Below are 19,190 nucleotides of genomic sequence, written 5' to 3'. Positions count from 1 at the left end.
CCCTGGGCATGAGGCCATCACTTCGTTCGACGTAGCTTCCGCAACGCCCGTACGCCATGGATCCCGGTCGACTCCCACACCGGCCGAGCCGGCCGGTTGATCTTTTCCGGGAATCTCGTCAGGACCCTGCCGCACACCCCTGACGGCGTCCATGCGCCCGCCTCACGGCGGGCGACCTTTGTCAGGAACGTCCGCTAGGCGTCGATGTGGTTGCGGTCGACCTCTGCCGCGCTGCCCACGATGAACTCCCGGCGCGGGGCCACGTCGCTGCCCATGAGCAGGTCGAAGATGCGCTCGCCCGCCTCGACGTCCTCGATCCGCACCCGGCGCAGCACGCGGTGGCGGGGGTCCATGGTGGTCTCGGCCAGCTGGTCGGCGTCCATCTCGCCGAGGCCCTTGTAACGCTGGACCGGGTCCTTCCAGCGCTTGCCCCGACGCTCGAGGTCGCGCAGGACCTTGTGCAGTTCCGCGTCGGAATAGGTGTAGACGTACTTGTCCTGGCCCCTGCCGGGGTTGGTGACCTCGATGCGATGCAGCGGCGGCACCGCGGCGAACACCCGTCCCGCCTCGACCATGGGCTTCATGTACCGGTGGAACAGCGTGAGGAGCAGGCAGCGGATGTGCGCCCCGTCCACGTCGGCGTCCGCCATCAGGATGATCTTGCCGTAGCGGGCGGCCTCGATGTCGAACGACCGCCCCGACCCCGCGCCCACCACCTGGATGATCGCGGCGCACTCGGCGTTCTTCAGCATGTCGGCCACGGAGGCCTTCTGCACGTTCAGGATCTTGCCGCGGATCGGCAGGAGGGCCTGGAACTCCGAGTCGCGGGCCAGCTTCGCCGTGCCGAGCGCAGAGTCTCCCTCGACGATGAACAGCTCGCTGCGGTCCACGTCGTCGCTGCGGCAGTCGACCAGCTTCGCCGGGAGCGCCGAGTTCTCCAGGGCGGACTTGCGGCGCTGGTTGTCGCGGTGCTCCCTGGCGGCGATGCGCGCCTTGGCGGCGGCGACGATCTTCTCCAGGACCGCGCGCATCTGCAGCTTCTGCGCGCGCTTGGGCGTGGCGAACAGCTCTTTCAGGTCGCGCGAGACGACGTGGGACACGATCCGGGTCGCCGCCGAGGTGCCGAGGATCTCCTTCGTCTGCCCCTCGAACTGCGGCTCCGGCACGCGTACGGTGACCACGGCGGTCAGGCCCTCGAGGATGTCCTCCTTGGTGACCGGGTCGTCGCCGTTCTTGAGCAGCCGCGTCTCGCGCAGCTGCTCGTTGACGGTGCGGACCAGCGCCCGCTCGAACCCTGTCACGTGGGTGCCGCCCTTGGGCGTGGCGATCACGTTGACGAAGGAGCGGACCGTCGTCTCATAGCCCTTGCCCCAGCGGAGCGCGACGTCCACGGAGAGCTCGCGCTCGACCTCGCTGGGGGTCATGTGGCCCTGCTCGTCGAGCACGGGCACGGTCTCGCGGAAGTGCCCCACGCCCTGCAGTCGCAGTACGTCGCACACGGCCTCGTCTCGGGACAGGAAGTCGGTGAACTCACCGATGCCGCCGTCGAAGTGGTACGTCACCTCGGCGGGCTCTTCACCCCGACCGTCCCTGAGCACCAGCGTGAGCCCGGGGACCAGGAACGCCGTCTGGCGGAGCCGTACGTGGATCTCGTCGATGGACAGCTCGGCGTCCGGCAGGAAGATCTGGGTGTCGGACCACCAGCGCACCCGCGTGCCGGTGACGCTCTCGCCGTCCTGGGCGCGGCGGCGCGTCTTCCGCATCCCGGATCGGGCCTCGAAGGCGCTGTCGGGACCGGCACCGGAGAACACACCGGGGTTGCCGCGCTTGAAGCTGATCATGTGGGTGCGGCCGCCGCGGTCGACCTCGACGTCGAGCCGGGACGACAGGGCGTTGACCACGGAGGCGCCGACGCCGTGCAGCCCTCCGGACGCGCCGTAGGAGCCGCCGCCGAACTTTCCGCCCGCGTGGAGCTTGGTGTAGACGAGCTCGACTCCGGCGAGACCGCTCTTGGGCTCGATGTCGACCGGGATGCCGCGGCCGTTGTCGCGGACCTCGATCGAACCGTCTCCGTGGAGCTCCACCTCGATCCGCGTGCAGGCGCCCGCCAAGGCCTCGTCGACGCAGTTGTCCACGATCTCCCAGAGGCAGTGCATCAGGCCGCGGGTGTCGGTCGACCCGATGTACATCCCCGGACGCTTACGGACGGCCTCCAGGCCTTCCAGGACCGAGAGATGACGAGCCGTATAACCCGCCTCCGCGCTAACCGCCGTCACACCAGCTCCCATTTATCAATCGAACAGGCGTACGCAGCCTACCGCCCATCCTCTTTTTACGGGTACAAGCTTGCCAGGCGCACGGAGATCTCCCGTACTTCCGATGTGATCCGGACCACTTTCCAGATCATTCCGCTCTCGGCGTAGCGGCGGAGAGATTGGGAACGTCCTCATCCGGTTAGATGTTGTCCCAAGTGACTGACGCCAACGTCCCCACACCGTGGGGTGACCCGAAAGGCGATACGTGACTGGAGCTCTCGCCCCCATCAAGCCGCTGACAGCCCTGGACCGCTGCGACAGGTGTGGTGCTCAGGCCTACATCCGCGCGACCCTGCCCGTGGGCGGGGAGCTGCTCTTCTGCGCTCACCACGGACGCCAGCACGTAAGCGTGCTGCGCGACAAGGGCGCCGAGATCCAGGACGAGTCGGCCCGACTCAGTGAATCCCCCGCGTCCGCAGCGAGCGAACGCTGACCCGATAGACGGCGTGACTGGGGGCGGTCCGAAAAGGCCGCCCTCCAGCCGCGCCGTCCTCATGTCCTCCCGGGCCATGCCACCCAGGTCTCACCGGCGGCGGTCATCGGACGCGGTAGTGATACCGTCCGGCCACGGTGAAACCCTCGCGCTCGTAGAGCGCGCGAGCCCCTTCGTTACCCTCCGTGACGACCAGATAGGCGCGGGTCGCCCCCTGGTCCCTCCCCCAGCCGAGCAGGCCGCGCAGCACCGCTCCGGCCAGGCCCCTCCGCCTGGCCTCGGGAACCACCGCCATGCAGTAGATCCCGAGCCACTCCCCCTGCCGCACTCCCCTGCCCACGGCCTTCTCACCCAGCGAGGCGTACGCCGCGGGAACACCGGTGAGAATGCGCACACCCCAGTCCTTGGCGGAGCTCTCCGTCCCGGCGGGATGCCTGCCGCCGTCCACCCGCCACCAGGTGTCCACCCAGCCCGGTGACGGCTCCGGCGCGATCGTCGGGTCGGCCGAGCCCTCCAGCGACGATCTGGTCATGACCAGCGTGGGGTCGACCAGATGGTAGCCACGGGACTCCAGCTCCGCGTCGAGCCCGGGCGTGGCGCCCCCGCCGATGGAGAACACGCACGGACGGCCGAGGTCCGCGTAGAACCCCTCCGCGTCGTCGATCGCCTTCCCCAGGTCGGGGCACTCCCCCAGCGGCAACACGGAGTTGGCCCGCTTGGTCACCCCGCCCGCGTGCCGGTACACCCAGTCCCCCGCGGCCACCCGGTAGGGCGCCGGCCACGCTTCATCAACAAGTCGGTCGAATTCGGACACGGGCGGACCTTATCGCAGCACCCTGATCGCGGTCGCAGCCCCTGATCGCGGCCGTCCGCGCTGGTCATCCACCGGCCGCCCACACCACCGGATGATCCCGTCGATAGGCTGGGAAGCGTGCTGATCCTGTTGCCTCCCTCCGAAGGAAAGGCGTCCCGGGGCGACGGACCCGTGCTCGACCTCGACACCCTCGGCTTCCCCGAACTGACCTCCCCACGGGAGAAGGTGCTCGACGCTCTGATCACGCTCTGTCACACCCCCGACGCCCAGGCCGTGCTCGGCCTGTCCGAGGGGCAGCGTGACGAGATCGACAGGAACCGCGGCCTGCGCACCGCGCCCACCCTCACCGCGGCCGACCTGTACACCGGCGTCCTGTACGACAATCTGGGGCTGCCCACGCTGGTTCCGGACGCGAGAAGGCGGGCGGACGAGCGCGTCATCGTCTTCTCCGGCCTGTGGGGCGCACTCCGCCTGACCGACCGCGTGCCGCCGTACCGGCTCTCCATGGCACGCGCGCTGCCGCCGATGGGCGGCCTGGCCGCCTTCTGGCGCCCCTCATTGGCGGCGGTGCTGGGCCCGCTGCCCGGCCTGATCGTGGATATGCGGTCCTCGACGTACGCCCAGGCGTGGCCGGCCGGCGGGCGGGCGGTGGCCGTACGGGTGTTGAAAGAGACGGCGGGAAGGCGCACGGTGGTGAGCCACATGGCCAAGGCGACCAGGGGCGCGGTGACTAGGTCGCTGGTGGAAAGCTCCGATGAACCGGGCGGCCCTCAGGAACTGGCCGAGGTTCTCCGCGGGCTGGGGCATCACACCGAACTCGGCCCCGCCCCGCGCTCCGGCAAGCCCTGGACCCTCGATATCGTGATCAGTTCGTGATCACATTCAGTCGCCCGCATGCGCGGAGGAACTGCTGCTGGGGCTCTCCGAGATGCGACCAGGGCAACCGGCTGAACCTCCCCCCGGTGCGCGCGAGGTGCCCCCTGGCCGGACGGCGGAGATCCGCGACGTAGAAGGCGGCGCCGAACGCGTTGTGCGCCTCGATCGAGCGCGGGTGGACCCCTCCCAGGTGCCGATCCGTCCAGTGACCTGCGACGGAGACGATCTCCCGCTGGACGTCGAAGGAGAACCAGCCGCTCCGCGACATCGGAGACCGCTCCGCGGCGACGTTCTCGAAGTGGGCGAGCGGGATCAGCGCCGGCAGCGGGCTGCCCTCGGGAGCACGGGCGGCGGTGGACCTGGCGAACGCGAACATCTCCTGCGCGGTGCCGCCCCATCCGGGCGAGAGCGTGATCAGGCGGGCGAGATGCGCGGCGAACAGCGTCGGCCAGCGGCGGACGCACTCCGACCAGACCGAATCCTTGTCCGGGCGCGGCCGGTCCAGCCCCAGTGCCAGCCACATCAGGCACTCCCAGGGAACAGGATCGGCGGGGGCCAGCGAGGCGGCGATGAGCAGCGGTCTCCGCGCGGACTCCATGGCCGCGTGGAACGCCTGCAGGCGGTGAGCCTGTACGGCCCTCGCCTTCGCGTCGGGTTTCAGCGCCCAGGCCTGCTCGATCCTGGTACGGCCCAGCCACAACCACAGGTCGGGATTGCCCTGATCGTGGCTGATCAGCCGCTCGATGACGTGCTCGTAGCCCGCGGCGGCCCGGGACAGGGCCTCCACGCGAAGCGAACGGATCTCGGCGTCCCCCCTGGTCGCCGTGAGGGCGGGAACTCCCGCCGTGAGAACTCCCCGATGGACGGCGGCGGCCGCCTCGTCGAGTACAGGGTCCGCCCATGGACGGTCCGGGATCACTCGTGGCCCCCGAGCACGTGCCCGATCCACTTCGATCACTCCCATGAGCGGCGAGCCTAGGAGTGTCGGGGGCGTCCGGCGCTACCGGAAGGTTACGTGCGCGTTAAACGGCCCCGCCCTCCGAGAGGAGGTCGGGGCCGTTCGACGTGTGGCCGGTCCTGCGACTAGTCCAGGTAGTCGCGGAGCACCTGGGACCGCGAGGGGTGACGCAGCTTGGACATGGTCTTGGACTCGATCTGGCGGATCCGCTCGCGGGTCACGCCGTAGACCTTGCCGATCTCGTCGAGGGTCTTGGGCTGGCCGTCGGTGAGACCGAACCGCATCGACACGACGCCCGCCTCCCGCTCGGACAGCGTGTCCAGAACGGAGTGCAGCTGCTCCTGGAGCAGCGTGAAGCTGACGGCGTCGGCCGGAACGATGGCCTCGGAGTCCTCGATGAGGTCACCGAACTCGCTGTCGCCCTCCTCACCGAGGGGGGTGTGCAGGGAGATCGGCTCGCGCCCGTACTTCTGGACCTCGATGACCTTCTCCGGGGTCATGTCGAGCTCGCGGGCCAGCTCCTCCGGCGTGGGCTCGCGGCCGAGGTCCTGCAGCATCTGCCGCTGGACCCGGGCCAGCTTGTTGATCACTTCGACCATGTGGACCGGGATGCGGATGGTCCGCGCCTGGTCCGCCATGGCGCGGGTGATCGCCTGCCGGATCCACCAGGTGGCGTACGTGGAGAACTTGTAGCCCTTGGTGTAGTCGAACTTCTCGACGGCGCGGATGAGACCGAGGTTGCCCTCCTGGATCAGGTCCAGGAAGAGCATGCCGCGGCCGGTGTAGCGCTTGGCCAGCGAGACCACGAGCCGGAGGTTGGCCTCCAGCAGGTGGTTCTTGGCGCGGCGGCCGTCCTCGGCGATCCACTCCAGCTCGGCGCGGACGTCGACCGGAAGCTGCTCGCCGTCGCTGGCCAGCTGCTCCTCGGCGAACAGGCCCGCCTCGATGCGCTTGGCGAGCTCCACCTCCTGCTCGGCGTTGAGCAGGGGGACCTTGCCGATCTGCTTGAGATAGTCCTTGACGGGGTCGGCGGTGGCGCCGGCGGCCGCGACCTGAGCCACGGGCGCGTCGTCGTCATCGTCGGTGAGGATGAGTACCTCGTCCTCGGAGTGGGCGACGGGCGCCGCCTTCTCCTCGCCGTCACCCTCGGTCTCGGCGTCAGCCTCCGCGTCGCCGTCCGAGTCGGACTCGATCTCGACGTCCTCGACGTCGATGTCGAAGTCCTCGATCTCGACGTCACCCTCGAGGTCGATGTCCTCATCGTCCTCAGCGAGCTCGGACGACTTGGACTTGGAATCGGCCTTGACGGCCTTGGACTCAGGCCCCGTGGTGGGAGCCGTGGGCTTGGGCTTGCTGGTGGGCGCCGCGGTCTTCTTGGCCGGAACGGCCTTCTTCGCGGCGGGCCTCTTCGGCGCGGGCGCGGGCCCCGAGTCCGCCGAGCCGGTCACGACGGCGGTGACGGTCTCGGGCTGCGCCTCCTTGGCGGCGGCGGACTTGGTGGTCTTCTTGACCGGAGCGGAGGTGCGGCGCTTTGCTTGGCCACGAGACCGCTTGGGCGCCGCGGCGGAATCGGCCGCGGTGACCACAACGGTCACACCCTCCTTGCTGAGGCTGCGCAGGAATCCAGCGGCGTGCGACAGCGGGATGTCCGCTTCCTCGAAGGCCCTGCGGACATCCTCGGACTCGAGGAAACCCTGCGAGCGCCCACGCTCGAGGAGCTGCTGAATCACTGGCTCGTTCAGCTCCGACGGCTTCGAGCGAGTCGAACTTGCAGGCGACACGAACACCTCTCGAACGAACGCATGGCGAGAATGGACCCAGATGGTTGCTTCTTTTCCGATGGTGAGGCCGCGCGGACCGCGACATGCCATTGTGACACGCCACGGCAGTCCATACGGCCACCTCCGGCCGGTTGCCTTCCCACCCTAGGCCGACCGAGACAGTAGTGCGTACGGATGAGGGGCACCGATACCCGAAAGCAACCGTTATGACTGTTTCATTCAGTCACTCTTCGTGGCTGGAGGAACGTGAACCGCGAGCACGGTCACGTCATCATCCTGCTCATACCCGGACAACATCCGATCTACCAGGAAATCCAGCAACATGTGGGGACTTGCCACGACTTCGGGGGGTGCCTCGGCCACGACGTTCGACAGATCCCGCAGTCCGGCGTCCAGTCCGCGCTTCCGGTTCTCCACGAGACCGTCGGAGTACAGCACGGCGGTGTGACCCGGCGGCACGCAGAATCTGAACTGCTTGCGGCTGGTCGCCCAGCCCAGCGGCGTGCCGGGCTCGGTCTCGTGCAGCACCGCCACGCCCTGCGGCGACACCAGCAGCGGTGGCGGGTGTCCCGCCAGCGCGAGCGTGCCCTCGCCGGTGTTCGGCTCGACCACCATGTAGGCGAGTGTCGTGACCTGCTCCTCGTCTTCGGTAGCCTCGAAGACCCGGTCCAGCCCGGTGAGCACCGCGGCAGGAGGTGGATTGGTCAGCGCCAGGGCCCGCATGGCGTTGCGGATCCGGCCCATGCCCGCGGCGGCCTTGACGCCCTTGCCCATGACGTCGCCGAGGACGGCCGCGACCCTGCCGTCCTGCAGGACGAACGCGTCGTACCAGTCGCCGCCGACCTGGACATGCCGGGGAACCGGAACGGAACCGCTGGGCCAGGACCAGGCCCCGCACCACGGGCAGGTTGTCGGGCAGCAGGCTCCGCTGCAGCGTCTCCGCGGTCTTGTGCTCGCGCTCGAAGAGCGTCGCGCGCTCGACCGCGAGCGCGCACTGACCTGCCAGGGCCTCCAGGAAGACGCCGTCCTCCTGCGAGATCTTCTGCGGCCGGTTGAAGGAGAACCTCAGGGCGCCCAGGGCCCGGCCGGCCGCGAGCAGCGGCAGCCCGACCCAGGCCCGCTCGTCGGTGCCCTCGAGGAACTCGGCGATCCGCTCGTCCTCGGCGCCGGCGTCGACGAGCTGGTTGCGCAGGCTCTGCGGCGACTCGGCGAACACCGGGCGCCGGCTGTTCACCGCCATGGTCATCATGCTGGTGGTGGACAACGCGATCTCGTCGCCGGAGATCCCGGGCGCGTCGGGGACGCCCCCGCTGTTGATCACTTTCAGGCTCGCGCGGTCCGGGTCCAGCAGCGCGACGCCTGAATGGTCCGCGGCGAGGGCCGTACGGCCGACGTCGATGATGACCTGGACCACCTGCTCGACGGTGAGCGCCTCGGCCAGCTGCGCCGTGGCGCCCTGGAGCCGCGCGGTGCGCAGGGCGGCAGCACCGAGCTGGTCGGTCAGCCTGCCGCGCATCTCCTCGGCCTCACGCTGCGGCGTGACGTCTGAGTTGGCGCCCACCCACTCGATCACGCGGCCGTGCCTGATGATCGGTACGGCGCGCACCTCGAAGTGCCGGTAGCCGCTGGCTCGGGTGCGCACCCGGTAGCTCCACTCGAACATGGTCCGGCCGCGCAGCGCCTCCCGCCACGCCTCCTCGGCTCCCGGACGGTCGTCGGGGTGCACGGCGTCGAGCCAGCCGTGGGCGAGGTACTCCTCCAGCCCCTGGCCGGTGACGGCCCGCCACTGCGGGGCGTCCTCGATCGCGGAACCGCTGGGCGAGGTGATCCACACGAGCTGCTGCTGCGACTCGACCAGGGAGCGGTAGCGCTCCTCGCTGCGGCGCAGCTCCTCCTCGGTGAGCTGACGCTCGGTCAGGTCGACGCCGAAGAGCGCGGTGCCCAGGAGCCCGCCGTCCTCCCGCATCGGGAAGAACGAGACCGCCCAGTGCCGGGTGTCGCCGTTCTCGGCGCGGGTCCTGATGCGCTGATCGGTGATCGGGAGCCCCTCGCCGCCGATCCGGCGCAGAGCCGAGTCGATCAGGGTGGCGAGGTCGGCCGAGAGGAGGTCCGCGGGCATCATCTCCAGATGCCGCTCGACAGGGTGGCCGGTCAGCTCGGTAAAGGTCGAATTGACACGGACAAACCGCCCGGACGGGTCAAAGAACGCGAAGGCGAAGGGGGCCTCGGACATGAGGCCACGGAAGAGGCCGGAGTCTGAGATGTCCAAACCCGACTCCCGGGGACGGGGCACGGAGGTTTCGGCGCTCACGGTCGGCACCTCCGTCGCGCGCCAGGGTCTCCCACGAGGCACATCTCCATAACTGTGATTTACGGTCGTGTCCTGATCTTCTGCCTACCGCGTGACGCCGGTTCGGCGCCATACGGCCTGGTCATGCCCGCGGCCGTGCACAACTCCGTTATGCTCTCCTCCTCCGCTCCGGGATGCACCCGTCCGGCCGCCGGTCGCTACCGCAAGATCCATAAGACACTCCCTGTAGCGCAGGATCTGCCCTACATCATCGGCGATGGGCATGTGCGGACGGAAGCCCCGCCCGGCATGCGGTCAACGCATCCTGTCAAAAGGCGCCATCTCGCGCAGCAGGATCGGGCTTACTTCTTGGCGGCCCTCTTCGCTTCCTGCTTGGTGGTCCGCACCAGATCGAGGCTGACGGGGTCGACGACATCGGCGACGGACAGGTGCACGCCCTGCGCGCCGTACTTCCCGGCGGCCTCGCGCCATCCGGGCGGGCGCACCCCGAGCTGCTTGCCGAGCAGCGCGAGGAAGATCTGTGCCTTCTGCTTGCCGAACCCGGGCAGCGCCAGCAGGCGGCGTAGCAACTCGGCACCGTCGTCGACATCCTCCCACACCCTGTCGGCCGAGCCGTCGTAATGCTCGACCAGATAGGCGGCCAGCTGCTGGATCCGGCCCGCCATGGAGCTCGGATACCGATGGACGGCGGGCTTGGCGGCCAGCAACGCCGCGAACTCGGAAGGATCATAGGAGGCGATCTCCCGCGCGTCCAGATCATGCCCGAGCCGGTCGGCGATGGTGCGCGGACCGGCGAACGCCCACTCCATGGGGATCTGCTGATCAAGCAGCATGCCGACGAGCAGCGCCAGGGAACTTCGGCTGAGGAGTTCGTCGGCATCCTGCCGCTGGGCGAGCTGGATACGCATGGGGACAGCTTTGCACGGAGCTCCGTGAGGGGTTGACACGTCTGCGGAAAGTTATGGAATGAAAGCGGCCGGTCCCTCTCATATCCGGCGAGGGGGCCGCCCGGTAGTCACTCAGCGAGGAATGCGACGATGCCAGTACTCGCACCACGGTTCGGCGGCGGCCGCGCGACGGCGCCGCTCCTCGAGCCGGTCAGCGCCCGCCTGGCCGCGGAGTTCCTCGGTGTGCCCGTGGACACAGTGAGCCGCTGCGTCGCCGACGTCTGGGCCTGCACCGAACATCTCGGGCTGCGCGCCACTCCCGCGGCCGTCGAGTGGATCGCCCGCGAGCACCTGCTCGCCCTGGTGAACTCGGCGCCGCCTTCCCGGGCCGATTAGGCCACCAGATAACGGGGAAGTCACCGGGCCGTGTTCCGGATGCCGATTGGGCCGGGAATGCGAGAAGGTGGGTTCTGTGAGCGAGCGCGCCGACAATCACCGCAGGCATGGCTCGCGCGTCTCCGAGCGCGCCGAGGCGGCCCGGTGAGGGGCCGGAGGCGGCGCGACCCCCGGGAGACCCAGACCCCGGACGACGTCTTCGCCGAGATGCTGCTCGCGGCGCGCGAACTGCTCGCCGTACGGAGCCCGCTCGACGCGGAGCTCATGGTGTCGGACATGCTCGGCGCCTGGTGGGGCCGGCGGCTGCGCGGGGGCGACGTGGAGCAGATCCTCGGTGAGGGCCTGGTCGACTACGCCGCGAAGGCCGGGACGCCCGCGGCCCTCACCCTGCTGATCTCGGTCGCCTACCTCGGCACCGCGCGCCAGGCCGCCAAGGCCGAGGGTGCCGCCCTCGCCCTCATGGAGTCCGACGTGGCGCGGCCCCGCTGGGCCGACAGGGTGGGCGCCGTCAAACCGTCCGGGTGCTACGTGTCCAGGGACGTCTACGGCGACCAGGACACGGTGGTGTGCACCTTCGCCTACAACGGCGAGGACACGCACGCCCTGGTGGTGGTCGTCGACTACAACATGCGCGGCATGGCCCGCGACGCGTGGGTCTCCTCGCAGGTCGACAAGCTGCTCGAACAGGCCAGGCTGGAAGCGGCGGGCAACCCCATGCTCAGGTTCGAGGAGATCGAGCCGCAACAGGCGAGGGCGCTGCTGGAGTTCGCGATGAAGGCGGCGCGGGACTCGCTGGGCCGGAACGCGCCCCGACTCGTCAGCGACGGCTACAGCGCCTACCACGCGTTCGCCCGCTCGCGGATCAAGGCGCTCCCTCCCGGCCGCAAGCGGCCCGCGCCCCCGCACAGCGAGGCGCCGTACAGCAGGGACAGGCGCGCGATGCTCGCGGCCGAGTTCCTCGCCTCCGACGCGGCGGAGAACCTGTCGGACCCGTCGGCCGCGTCGCGGTGCGCGGACCACATCATCGACTACGGCTGCGACCAGGACCTCGGACGGCCGCTCCGGGTCAGCCCGGCCAAATGCGAGACGTTCCTGCTGGACTGGCTGCCGAGGAAGGTCATGCTGCGGCCGGCCGAGCAGGAGGCCATGCCGCACGCCCTGGCGGCCTGGGTCCGGTTCGCCGCTCCGCGCGCCGGCCTGCCGGAGCAGGGGGTCCGGGCGACGCTCGACGCCGTGTGGGAGGCGACCGCCCGGTTCACCGAGGCGTACCGCGACCCGACCACCTTCGGCCTGGACCGCGCGCTCGTCGAGCGGCTGCTGCCGGACGGCGACCTGTCGGCCCTGGCCCGCCGCGCCTTCGCGTTCCCGCTGCTGCAGGGCGTGCACGGCTCGATCATCCTCGACACGCTGAACCCGGCGGACGAGGGCGACCGCCGGATCCTGCTGGAGATCGACCACGCCGCCGAGCGTGACCGGCCGGACTTCGACGAGCACCTCGCCTGGCACGAGGAGATCGCCGCCCGGCTCTGGGAGGGCGATCCCCCTCAGCTGTGGGAGGCGGCCCAGCGGCTGATGGATCTGGGCCACGACCGGCACGAGGTGCTGCACCTGCTCATCGAGATCGCCGAGCGGATGGGCGACCACCCCGACGAACTGGCCGCCGCCCTCGACGACATCGCCGACATCCCGGACGAGCCGTCCGCCTGACCGCGAGGGGCGCGGCGGTGAAGTAACCGAGGAACGCCCGGAGCGACGAAGGAGTGAGGACGTGACGAGGGCACGAGCCGACTTCAGGCGCCCCGAGCCGCCGAGCGAAGCGAGGCCAATCACACACCGGGGGCGCGGCGGTGAAGTAACCGAGGAACGCCCGGAGCGACGAAGGAGTGAGGACGTGACGAGGGCACGAGCCGACTTCAGGCGCCCCGAGCCGCCGAGCGAAGCGAGGCCAATCACACACCGGGGGCGCGGCGGTGAAGTAACCGAGGAACGCCCGGAGCGACGAAGGAGTGAGGACGTGACGAGGGCACGAGCCGACTTCAGGCGCCCCGAGCCGCCGAGCGAAGCGAGGCCAATCACACACCGGGGGCGCGGGGCTGAGCGAAGCGAGGCGATTCAGCGGGTGAAGCCGATGTCGGCGTACTTCAGGTCGTAGAACCCGGTGGCGCCGATGTTGGCCAGGGTGGACCTGACGATCACGGTCTGCGGCCGCTGGAACAGCGGCACGACTGTGGCCTGCTGCCAGATGAGCCGGTCGGCGGCGTTGAGCTCGGTGGCGGCCTTCTTCTGGTTGAACTGCGCCCCCGCCGCGAACAGCGCGGAGTCGATCTTGGGAGTGCCGGTGCGGCCGAGATTCGCGTCCCACTTCTTGTCGTCTTTCTTGTCGTCGCCCGAGGGGGCCGTCCCGTTGAGGTAGACCCCGTAGTTGGCCGACACGGGGTACGGCGAGGCGGCGTAGGCGAAGGCCGTAAGATCGAACTCGCCGGGGACGATGTACTTGTCGAAGAAGTCCGCGCTCGAAACGGGCTCGATGGCGACCTTCACCCCGACGCGCTCCAGGGACGTGCGTACGGCCTCCGCCTCGGCACGCGCCACCGGCGCGTCCGAAGGGATGGGATAGCGGAGGGTGAGCTCTTTGCCGTTCTTCTTCCGGGTGCCGGCGGTCAGCGGCCAGCCGGCCTCGTCCAGCAGCTTGCCCGCGCGGACGGGGTCGTAGACGCCGAGCCAGCCGGCGTTGTCCTGGTAGCCGCCCTGGCCGTGCACGTAGAAGTGGCTGTTGAGCGGGACCGCCGGCCAGCCCAGCCCTTCCAGGTCCGCGGCGATGACGGCCTTGCGGTCGATGCCGACGGCGATCGCCTGGCGGACCCGGACGTCGGAGAGCGGCTCCGTCTCTGCGTTGAGGGTGATCTGCCGGAAGTCTCTGCCGCCCGCCTGCCTGACCGCGGCGGTGGGCTCCCCCTTGCCCCAGTCGTACGCGGTGGCGGACAGGCCGGCGTCGAAGAGATCCAGGTCGCCGCCGCTGTACGCGTTGACGAGCGCGTTGCCCTGGAGGGCGCGGAACACGATGCGGTCGAGCTTCGCCCGGTTCCCCCACCACGCGTCGTCCCGTACCAGGGTGACGGTCTTGGCGTTCGTGTCGAGGGAGGACACCTTGAACGGCCCGGCGGTCGCGGGGATGTGGTCGACGCTGCCACTGTTGAAGGCGTCCGCCGAGGCGTTGACCGAGTGTGGGTAGAGCGGCGAGAAGAGCGACCGCCACTCCCCGTACGGCTCGGCGAAGGTGACCACGACCTGGTGATCGTCCGACCCCTTGGTGACGCTCCGGAGGGAGTCGTAGCCGCTCCCTGCGAAGACGCCGTAGGCCTTGTCCCGGCCGTTCATCGCCTTCCACTGGGCGGCGTAGTCCCGCCAGGTGATCGGCTTCCCGTTGGACCACCTGGCCTTGGGGTTCAGCGTGTAGGTGACGACCTCATGCGGAACCCGCTCGGTGACCTTCGCCCGGATGACGTAGTCGCGGTCGAGTGAGATCCGGCCCTTCTCGTCAGACCGGAAGGCGGTGGGCATCAGCGCGCCGATGACGGACCACGCCTCCACGGTGTCGCCGTTCATGTGGTTGACGTTCCACTGCGTGGGGAAGTCGGTCAGCCCCCAATTGAGGGTGCCGCCGTCCTTCACCTTGTCCCGGGCGACCGGGTTGATGTCGTACGCCCTGATGGAGGCGGGGGAACCGCTTCCCGGGCCGTCGGCGGAGGGCCCGCCTGAGCAGGCCGTCGCGGTCTCCACAACGATCAACGTGATCAGCGTGGCCAGCCATCGTGCCTGCACGGCGCTCCTCCCGGAATGGTCACTATGCGCAAGCGCTTTGTAGCAGACCGTATTCAAGAGAAGCGAGGCCACGCGCCGTACGCGGGCGTAACCCGGAACCGGCGATGACCGGGCACGGCCCGCGACGCGGGCCGTGCCCGAAGGCTCAGGAGAGTTCGTCCACGGCGCTGCGGACGTCGTCGCTGGTGATCGTGGTCAGCTCGGCCGCGTTGGCCGAGCTCTGAACGGCCAGCCGCACGTCGCGCCGCATGGCCGCCCTCTCGTAGAGGGACCGGGCGAACCGGCCGTTGCCGAGCCCGTCGATCAGCCCCTCCCGGCAGACCCAGTCGAAGACGTCGCCGAGGTCCCTGCGCGCGGACGCGTCGAACCTGTCGCCGCTGCGGGACGCCTGCAGCTCGGCGATCTCGGCCAGCTCGTCCGGCGCGTACGAGGGGAAGGCGACGAACTGGTTGAACCGCGACGCGAGACCGGGGTTGGTGGCCAGGAAGGCGTCCATCTCCCGCTGGTATCCGGCGAGGACGATGACGAGCCGGTCGCGGTCGTCCTCGGCCCGTTTGAGCAGCGTCTGCACGGCTTCCGCGCCGAAGGCGTCTCCCCCGGCGTATCCGCTGTTGACCAGACCGTACGCCTCGTCGACGAACAGGACGCCGCCCAGCGCCCGGTCGACCAGCTCGTTGGTCTTGATCGCCGTGGCGCCGAGGTGCTGGCCCACGAGGTCGGCGCGGGACGCCTCGACGACGTCGGGCCGGGCGAGCAGCCCGAGGGCGGAGAAGATCCGGCCGAGGATGCGCGCGACGGTCGTCTTCCCGGTGCCCGGCGGGCCGACGAAGACGAAGTGCCTCATCTGGGACTGGACGGGAAGCCCCTGCTCCTGGCGCATGCGCGCCACCTTGAGCTGGGCGGCGATCGCGTGGACCTGCCGCTTCACCGGCTCCAGCCCGGCCATCCTGTCGAGGTCGGCCAGGGCCTCCTCCAGCGTGGGGGTGGCCTGGTAGCCCCGGAACCTGGCGGTGATCTCGTTGAACGCCCTGGTCACGTCGTCGGTCGTGGTCGTCACCAGGTCCTCGCCGCGCGGCGCGCCTCCGGCGCTGACCACGCGGACGTCCCTGGCCTGCGCGGCGGCCTCGGCCAGGCTGCGGGCGAAGCGGGCGTTGCCCAGCTCGTCGACCAGTCCGCGGCGGTGTACGTCCTCGAACAGTGCCCGCAGGACGGGGCGCGCGTCGGGAGCGAGCCGGTCGCCCCGCCTGACCTGCAACGCTTCGGTGATCTCCAGAAGTTCGGAGGGGGTGTAACCGGGGAAGCGCACCCGCGTGGCGAACCTGCTGGACAGGCCGGGGTTGGAGGAGAGGAAGGTGCCCATCTCCTTCTCGTAGCCGGCCAGCACGATGATCAGCCGGTCGCGGTCGTCCTCGGCCCGCTTGAGCAGGGTCTGCACGGCCTCGGCGCCGAACCGGTCGGGCTGACCGTCGCCCGAGTTGATCAGGCCGTACGCCTCGTCGATGAACAGCACGCCGCCCAGTGCCCGGTCGATCAGCTCGTTGGTCTTGATCGCGGTGGCTCCGAGGTATTCGCCGACCAGGTCGGCCCGCTGGCCCTCGACCACGAAGGGCGTCTCCAGCAGCCCGAACGCGTAGAAGATCTTGGCGAGGGTGCGGGCGACGCTCGTCTTGCCGGTGCCGGGCGGGCCGACGAAGACGAAGTGGCGCATCGGGGGCTCGTTGGTGAACCCGGCCTCCTTGCGTAGCCGGGCCGCTTCTATGGACGCGGCGATGGCGCGTACCTGCTCCTTCACCGGCTCCAGGCCGATCATGGCCTCCAGCTCGCCCAGCGCCTGCTCGACCGTGATCGGCGGCGGCGTCCCCCCGTCGCCGGTGGAGTGCTGGTGACCGCCCGCCCTGATCCGCTGCCTTACCTGGGCGTCGCCGGCCTGGGGCGCGGCGGCGAGGAGCGCGTGGACTCTCCTGGCCAGCACGAAGCGGTAGGCCAGCACCGCGCAGGCCGTGCCGTACGCGGCCCAGAGGGCGACCGTGACGGACAGCGGGGAGATCGCGAAGGCCACGACGCCCGCGGGGGCGAGCGCGGCCAGCGTGGTCAGCCATGGGGGCACCCACCGGATGAGGTGGGCCGCGCCGGCGACCGGGAGGCCGAGGAACAGCAGGAGGTACGGCGCGCCGGACTGGCTGCCGAAGACGCCGAAGAACAGCGGGAGCAGCAGCCCCCACCCGGCGAGGACGAGCGCGGTGGCCGCGGCGCGGGGATGGCTGAGCGCGAGCGCCACGAACGCCAGGACCACGACCGTCGCGAAGAACGTGGTGAGCAGCGGCCAGCTCAGTGCCGCGGCGAGGCCGATCGAGGCGATCAGGACACCGGTGAAGATCACGCGTCGCGCGATGGGAGGAAGGTGGAAATAGCGCAGCCGCACCTGTTCGAACAGATCCCGCGCCCCGGCGTTGCCCGCCGGCTGGGCCCTGTCGGAGTCCCGCATCAACGCCTCCCCGGTTTGCCCCCCGGTTATACCGCACACGAACGCGCAATGGGTGGACCTAACGGGTGCGAGCCTGGTGGCGACCGGGGTACTCCCGCACGAGGACCCGTTTGGGAGTGATGCGCAGAACGTCCCCGGAGGGCACGGCGATGCCCCGCACCTCGGCCCAGAACCGCGGGTCGCCCACGAAGAGGACGACCCTGGGGTCGCGTTCCACCGCCTCCCACGCCTCATCCCCCGCGATCAGCCTGAGCTCGCCCGACGCGCTCACCGAGGTCACCGCGCTGACCGCGAGCGCCCGCGGGCAGCCCCGCTGGGTGTAGGCGAGCACCACACTCCTCGAATACGTGGCGGCGTGCCGTACCTCGTCGCTGACTCCGGCGGAGGGCGAGGCGTCGCCGGGAAGCCGCGTGCCGAACGCGTCGTACGGGATCAGCGCGGCACGCCAGGGACCGGGACCGCCGCCCCACCACGCGCGGGCCGTACGCGCCGCGAACGCCCCGGCCGCCACCGCGAGCGCGGCGCACGCGCCCATTCCGGCGGGCCCGAGCATCGGCGGTGCGGGGAGGCCGGGCCCGGCGACGGCCGGCACGGCTCCCGCGAGCGCGAGGAGGAGGGAGGCGGCGGCGATCAGGACGAACGCGAGCGCGAGCGGGCGGTCGTCGCGGAACGACGGCCGCAGGAGCGAGGTGACCCGGCCGCGGCGGAAGGCGAGGACGACGACGGCCGGCACCGCCGCGGCGCCGAGGGCCAGACGGGGCTGGGCGGCGAGCAGGCAGATCGACAGGAGGAGGACGAGCGTCCACCATGCCCGGCTCGCGACGATCCAGAGCGTCACGTCGACGTCCCGCCTGGCCGCGGGCACCGGTCCGGCGGCGGCGAACTGCGTGAGCGCCCTCACCGGACGGCCCTGCCACGCCTCGACGAGCAGGCGCGCACCGCCCGCGGCGACGCCGTTGAGAAAGACGATGCCGAGCGCGCCGATCCAGACGCCGTTCACAGCGTCCGCGAGGGAACCGGGCTCCGCGACGGCTCCGGACGCGGCGGGCGGCGTTTCGGAGAGCGGGAAAGGGAGCGGGAATGGGAGCGGGACCGAGGCGGGAGGTGCGGCGGGCAGGGTGGCCAGGCCGGCGACGTACGCGGCGACGACCGCCACGCCCATCGCGACGCCCATGGTGAGCCAGAGGTCGCGGCCGAGCATCGCGGGCACGCGCGGCCAGACACGGACCCGCCCGGCCTGCCTGATCGTCACGGCCAGCACGCCCCCGAGCACGAGCGCTCCCCCGATCTGCGCCTCCCTGTGCAGGCCGAGGAAGAACGCGCTGAGCGTGACGGCGGCCGTCGCGACCGCGAGCATGACGCGGACCTGCCGGGACCAGACCTCCATCACCCGCCTGGCCCGGGTCGTCTCGCGCGGGTCGGCGTCCCAGGCCGGGTCGTGGTGGTTGCGCGGCCGCTCCCACCGCATCAGGGCGAGCCCGAGGTTGACCCGCGCTCCCGGGTGGTCCTTCGCGCGCCGCAGCGCCGCCTCGTAGGACGAGACGGCGCGCTCGTGGTCACCCCGGGTCAGGGCCAGGTCCCCGGCGAGGACGTGCGGGTCGGGTTCCTCGGGCGCGAAGCTCACCGCCTTGCGTGCCTCCGCCCACGCCTCGCGCCAGCCGCCGGGCGACCGGCGCAGCGCGCCGCCCAGCCTGAGCCGCGCGGCCCAGGAGCCGGGCGCGAGCCGTACGGCTTCCCGGGCCGACGCGACCGCCTCGGAGTCGCGGCCGAGGCGTTCGAGGGCGAGACTGGCCAGGCGGTGCCCCCACTCGCCGCCGGGGTCGCGTTCGACGGCCTGGCGTGCGGCCTCCAGTGCCGCCTCCGGCTGGTCGCGGGACAGCCGCGCCGCCGCGACGACGCACCAGGCCCGGGGATCGGCTCCCGGGGAGCGATGCTGGGCGTGATCTGGCGCGTGGTCTCGCACCTGGTCTCGGGCAGGATCTCGGGCGCGATCTTGGGCGCGATCTCGGGCAGGATTCGGAGCACGATCCGGGGCATGGTCCGGGGCATGGTCCGGGGCATGGTCCGGGTCCTCGATATCGCTCCCCACTCCCGCATGATCCGTTGCCTGGA

Annotated in this window: 12 protein-coding genes and 1 pseudogene; 4 read left to right on the top strand and 9 right to left on the bottom strand. The window is 70.6% G+C overall.

Going from position 1 to position 19,190, the window contains the following annotated elements:
* Positions 1–194 precede the first annotated feature (194 nt).
* On the bottom strand, positions 195–2,288 hold the full coding sequence (locus IMZ11_RS35045; protein WP_228646727.1) for a type IIA DNA topoisomerase subunit B: 2,094 nt from the start codon (positions 2,286–2,288) through the stop codon (positions 195–197).
* A 232-nt stretch (positions 2,289–2,520) separates the two neighbouring features.
* On the opposite strand from IMZ11_RS35045, the gene IMZ11_RS35040 reads away from it, so the two are divergent.
* A complete protein-coding gene (locus IMZ11_RS35040) occupies positions 2,521–2,748 on the top strand; it encodes a hypothetical protein (RefSeq protein WP_061257395.1) in 228 nt (75 codons plus the stop codon).
* Between the two features lie 103 nt (positions 2,749–2,851).
* Here the strand turns inward: IMZ11_RS35040 and IMZ11_RS46470 are convergent, their stop codons facing one another.
* Positions 2,852–3,562, bottom strand: a complete 711-nt coding sequence (locus IMZ11_RS46470; protein ID WP_228646726.1) for an N-acetyltransferase — start codon at positions 3,560–3,562, stop codon at positions 2,852–2,854.
* Between the two features lie 117 nt (positions 3,563–3,679).
* Between IMZ11_RS46470 and IMZ11_RS35030 the strand changes: the two genes are divergently transcribed.
* Positions 3,680–4,438, top strand: coding sequence for a YaaA family protein (locus tag IMZ11_RS35030; RefSeq protein ID WP_228646725.1), 759 nt, complete (start codon positions 3,680–3,682; stop codon positions 4,436–4,438).
* Here the strand turns inward: IMZ11_RS35030 and IMZ11_RS35025 are convergent.
* The 4 genes and pseudogenes from IMZ11_RS35025 to IMZ11_RS35010 all read right to left on the bottom strand — a co-directional run bounded on the left by IMZ11_RS35025 (position 4,428) and on the right by IMZ11_RS35010 (position 10,396).
* The gene (locus IMZ11_RS35025; RefSeq protein WP_228646724.1) at positions 4,428–5,402 is read right to left on the bottom strand and encodes a hypothetical protein; all 975 of its coding nucleotides are present in this window, start codon (positions 5,400–5,402) and stop codon (positions 4,428–4,430) included. The two genes, IMZ11_RS35030 and IMZ11_RS35025, sit on opposite strands and share 11 nt — an antisense overlap.
* 119 nt (positions 5,403–5,521) lie before the next feature.
* Positions 5,522–7,177: an RNA polymerase sigma factor gene (locus IMZ11_RS35020; RefSeq protein WP_228646723.1), complete on the bottom strand. Its 1,656-nt coding sequence runs from the start codon at positions 7,175–7,177 to the stop codon at positions 5,522–5,524.
* Positions 7,178–7,396: 219 nt separating this feature from the next.
* Positions 7,397–9,488 (bottom strand): annotated as a pseudogene (locus IMZ11_RS35015) (SpoIIE family protein phosphatase).
* Positions 9,489–9,829: 341 nt separating this feature from the next.
* The gene (locus IMZ11_RS35010; RefSeq protein ID WP_228646722.1) at positions 9,830–10,396 is read right to left on the bottom strand and encodes an HhH-GPD-type base excision DNA repair protein; all 567 of its coding nucleotides are present in this window, start codon (positions 10,394–10,396) and stop codon (positions 9,830–9,832) included.
* A 129-nt stretch (positions 10,397–10,525) separates the two neighbouring features.
* Here IMZ11_RS35010 and IMZ11_RS35005 point away from each other — a divergent pair, with 129 nt between their 5' ends.
* Together IMZ11_RS35005 and IMZ11_RS35000 are read left to right on the top strand one after the other, a co-directional pair.
* Positions 10,526–10,771, top strand: a complete 246-nt coding sequence (locus tag IMZ11_RS35005) for a hypothetical protein (protein WP_061257390.1) — start codon at positions 10,526–10,528, stop codon at positions 10,769–10,771.
* A 207-nt stretch (positions 10,772–10,978) separates the two neighbouring features.
* The gene (locus IMZ11_RS35000; protein ID WP_228646735.1) at positions 10,979–12,478 is read left to right on the top strand and encodes a hypothetical protein; all 1,500 of its coding nucleotides are present in this window, start codon (positions 10,979–10,981) and stop codon (positions 12,476–12,478) included.
* Positions 12,479–12,883: 405 nt separating this feature from the next.
* Here the strand turns inward: IMZ11_RS35000 and IMZ11_RS34995 are convergent, their stop codons facing one another.
* The 3 genes from IMZ11_RS34995 to IMZ11_RS34985 form a co-directional block, all read right to left on the bottom strand.
* Positions 12,884–14,593: an ABC transporter family substrate-binding protein gene (locus IMZ11_RS34995; RefSeq protein WP_228646721.1), complete on the bottom strand. Its 1,710-nt coding sequence runs from the start codon at positions 14,591–14,593 to the stop codon at positions 12,884–12,886.
* A gap of 145 nt (positions 14,594–14,738) precedes the next feature.
* Entirely contained in the window at positions 14,739–17,078 is a 2,340-nt protein-coding gene (locus tag IMZ11_RS34990; protein ID WP_228646720.1) for an AAA family ATPase, read from the bottom strand.
* A gap of 58 nt (positions 17,079–17,136) precedes the next feature.
* Positions 17,137–19,041, bottom strand: coding sequence for a hypothetical protein (locus tag IMZ11_RS34985; protein ID WP_228646719.1), 1,905 nt, complete (start codon positions 19,039–19,041; stop codon positions 17,137–17,139).
* Positions 19,042–19,190 lie beyond the last annotated feature (149 nt).

Source organism: Microtetraspora sp. AC03309 (assembly GCF_020826795.1).
GTDB classification, from domain to species: domain Bacteria; phylum Actinomycetota; class Actinomycetes; order Streptosporangiales; family Streptosporangiaceae; genus Microtetraspora; species Microtetraspora glauca.
Note: the sequence above shows the minus strand (reverse complement) of the source record. Positions and strands in the feature narration are given on the sequence as shown.

Bases quoted from the DNA above. Each gene is read 5' to 3' on its own strand.
- IMZ11_RS35010 (WP_228646722.1), bottom strand. From the start codon at position 10,396: ATGCGTATCCAGCTCGCCCAGCGGCAGGATGCCGACGAACTCCTCAGC.
- IMZ11_RS35005 (WP_061257390.1), top strand. From the start codon at position 10,526: ATGCCAGTACTCGCACCACGGTTCGGCGGCGGCCGCGCGACGGCGCCG.
- IMZ11_RS35045 (WP_228646727.1), bottom strand. From the start codon at position 2,288: ATGGGAGCTGGTGTGACGGCGGTTAGCGCGGAGGCGGGTTATACGGCT.
- IMZ11_RS35025 (WP_228646724.1), bottom strand. From the start codon at position 5,402: ATGGGAGTGATCGAAGTGGATCGGGCACGTGCTCGGGGGCCACGAGTG.
- IMZ11_RS34990 (WP_228646720.1), bottom strand. From the start codon at position 17,078: ATGCGGGACTCCGACAGGGCCCAGCCGGCGGGCAACGCCGGGGCGCGG.
- IMZ11_RS35000 (WP_228646735.1), top strand. From the start codon at position 10,979: ATGCTGCTCGCGGCGCGCGAACTGCTCGCCGTACGGAGCCCGCTCGAC.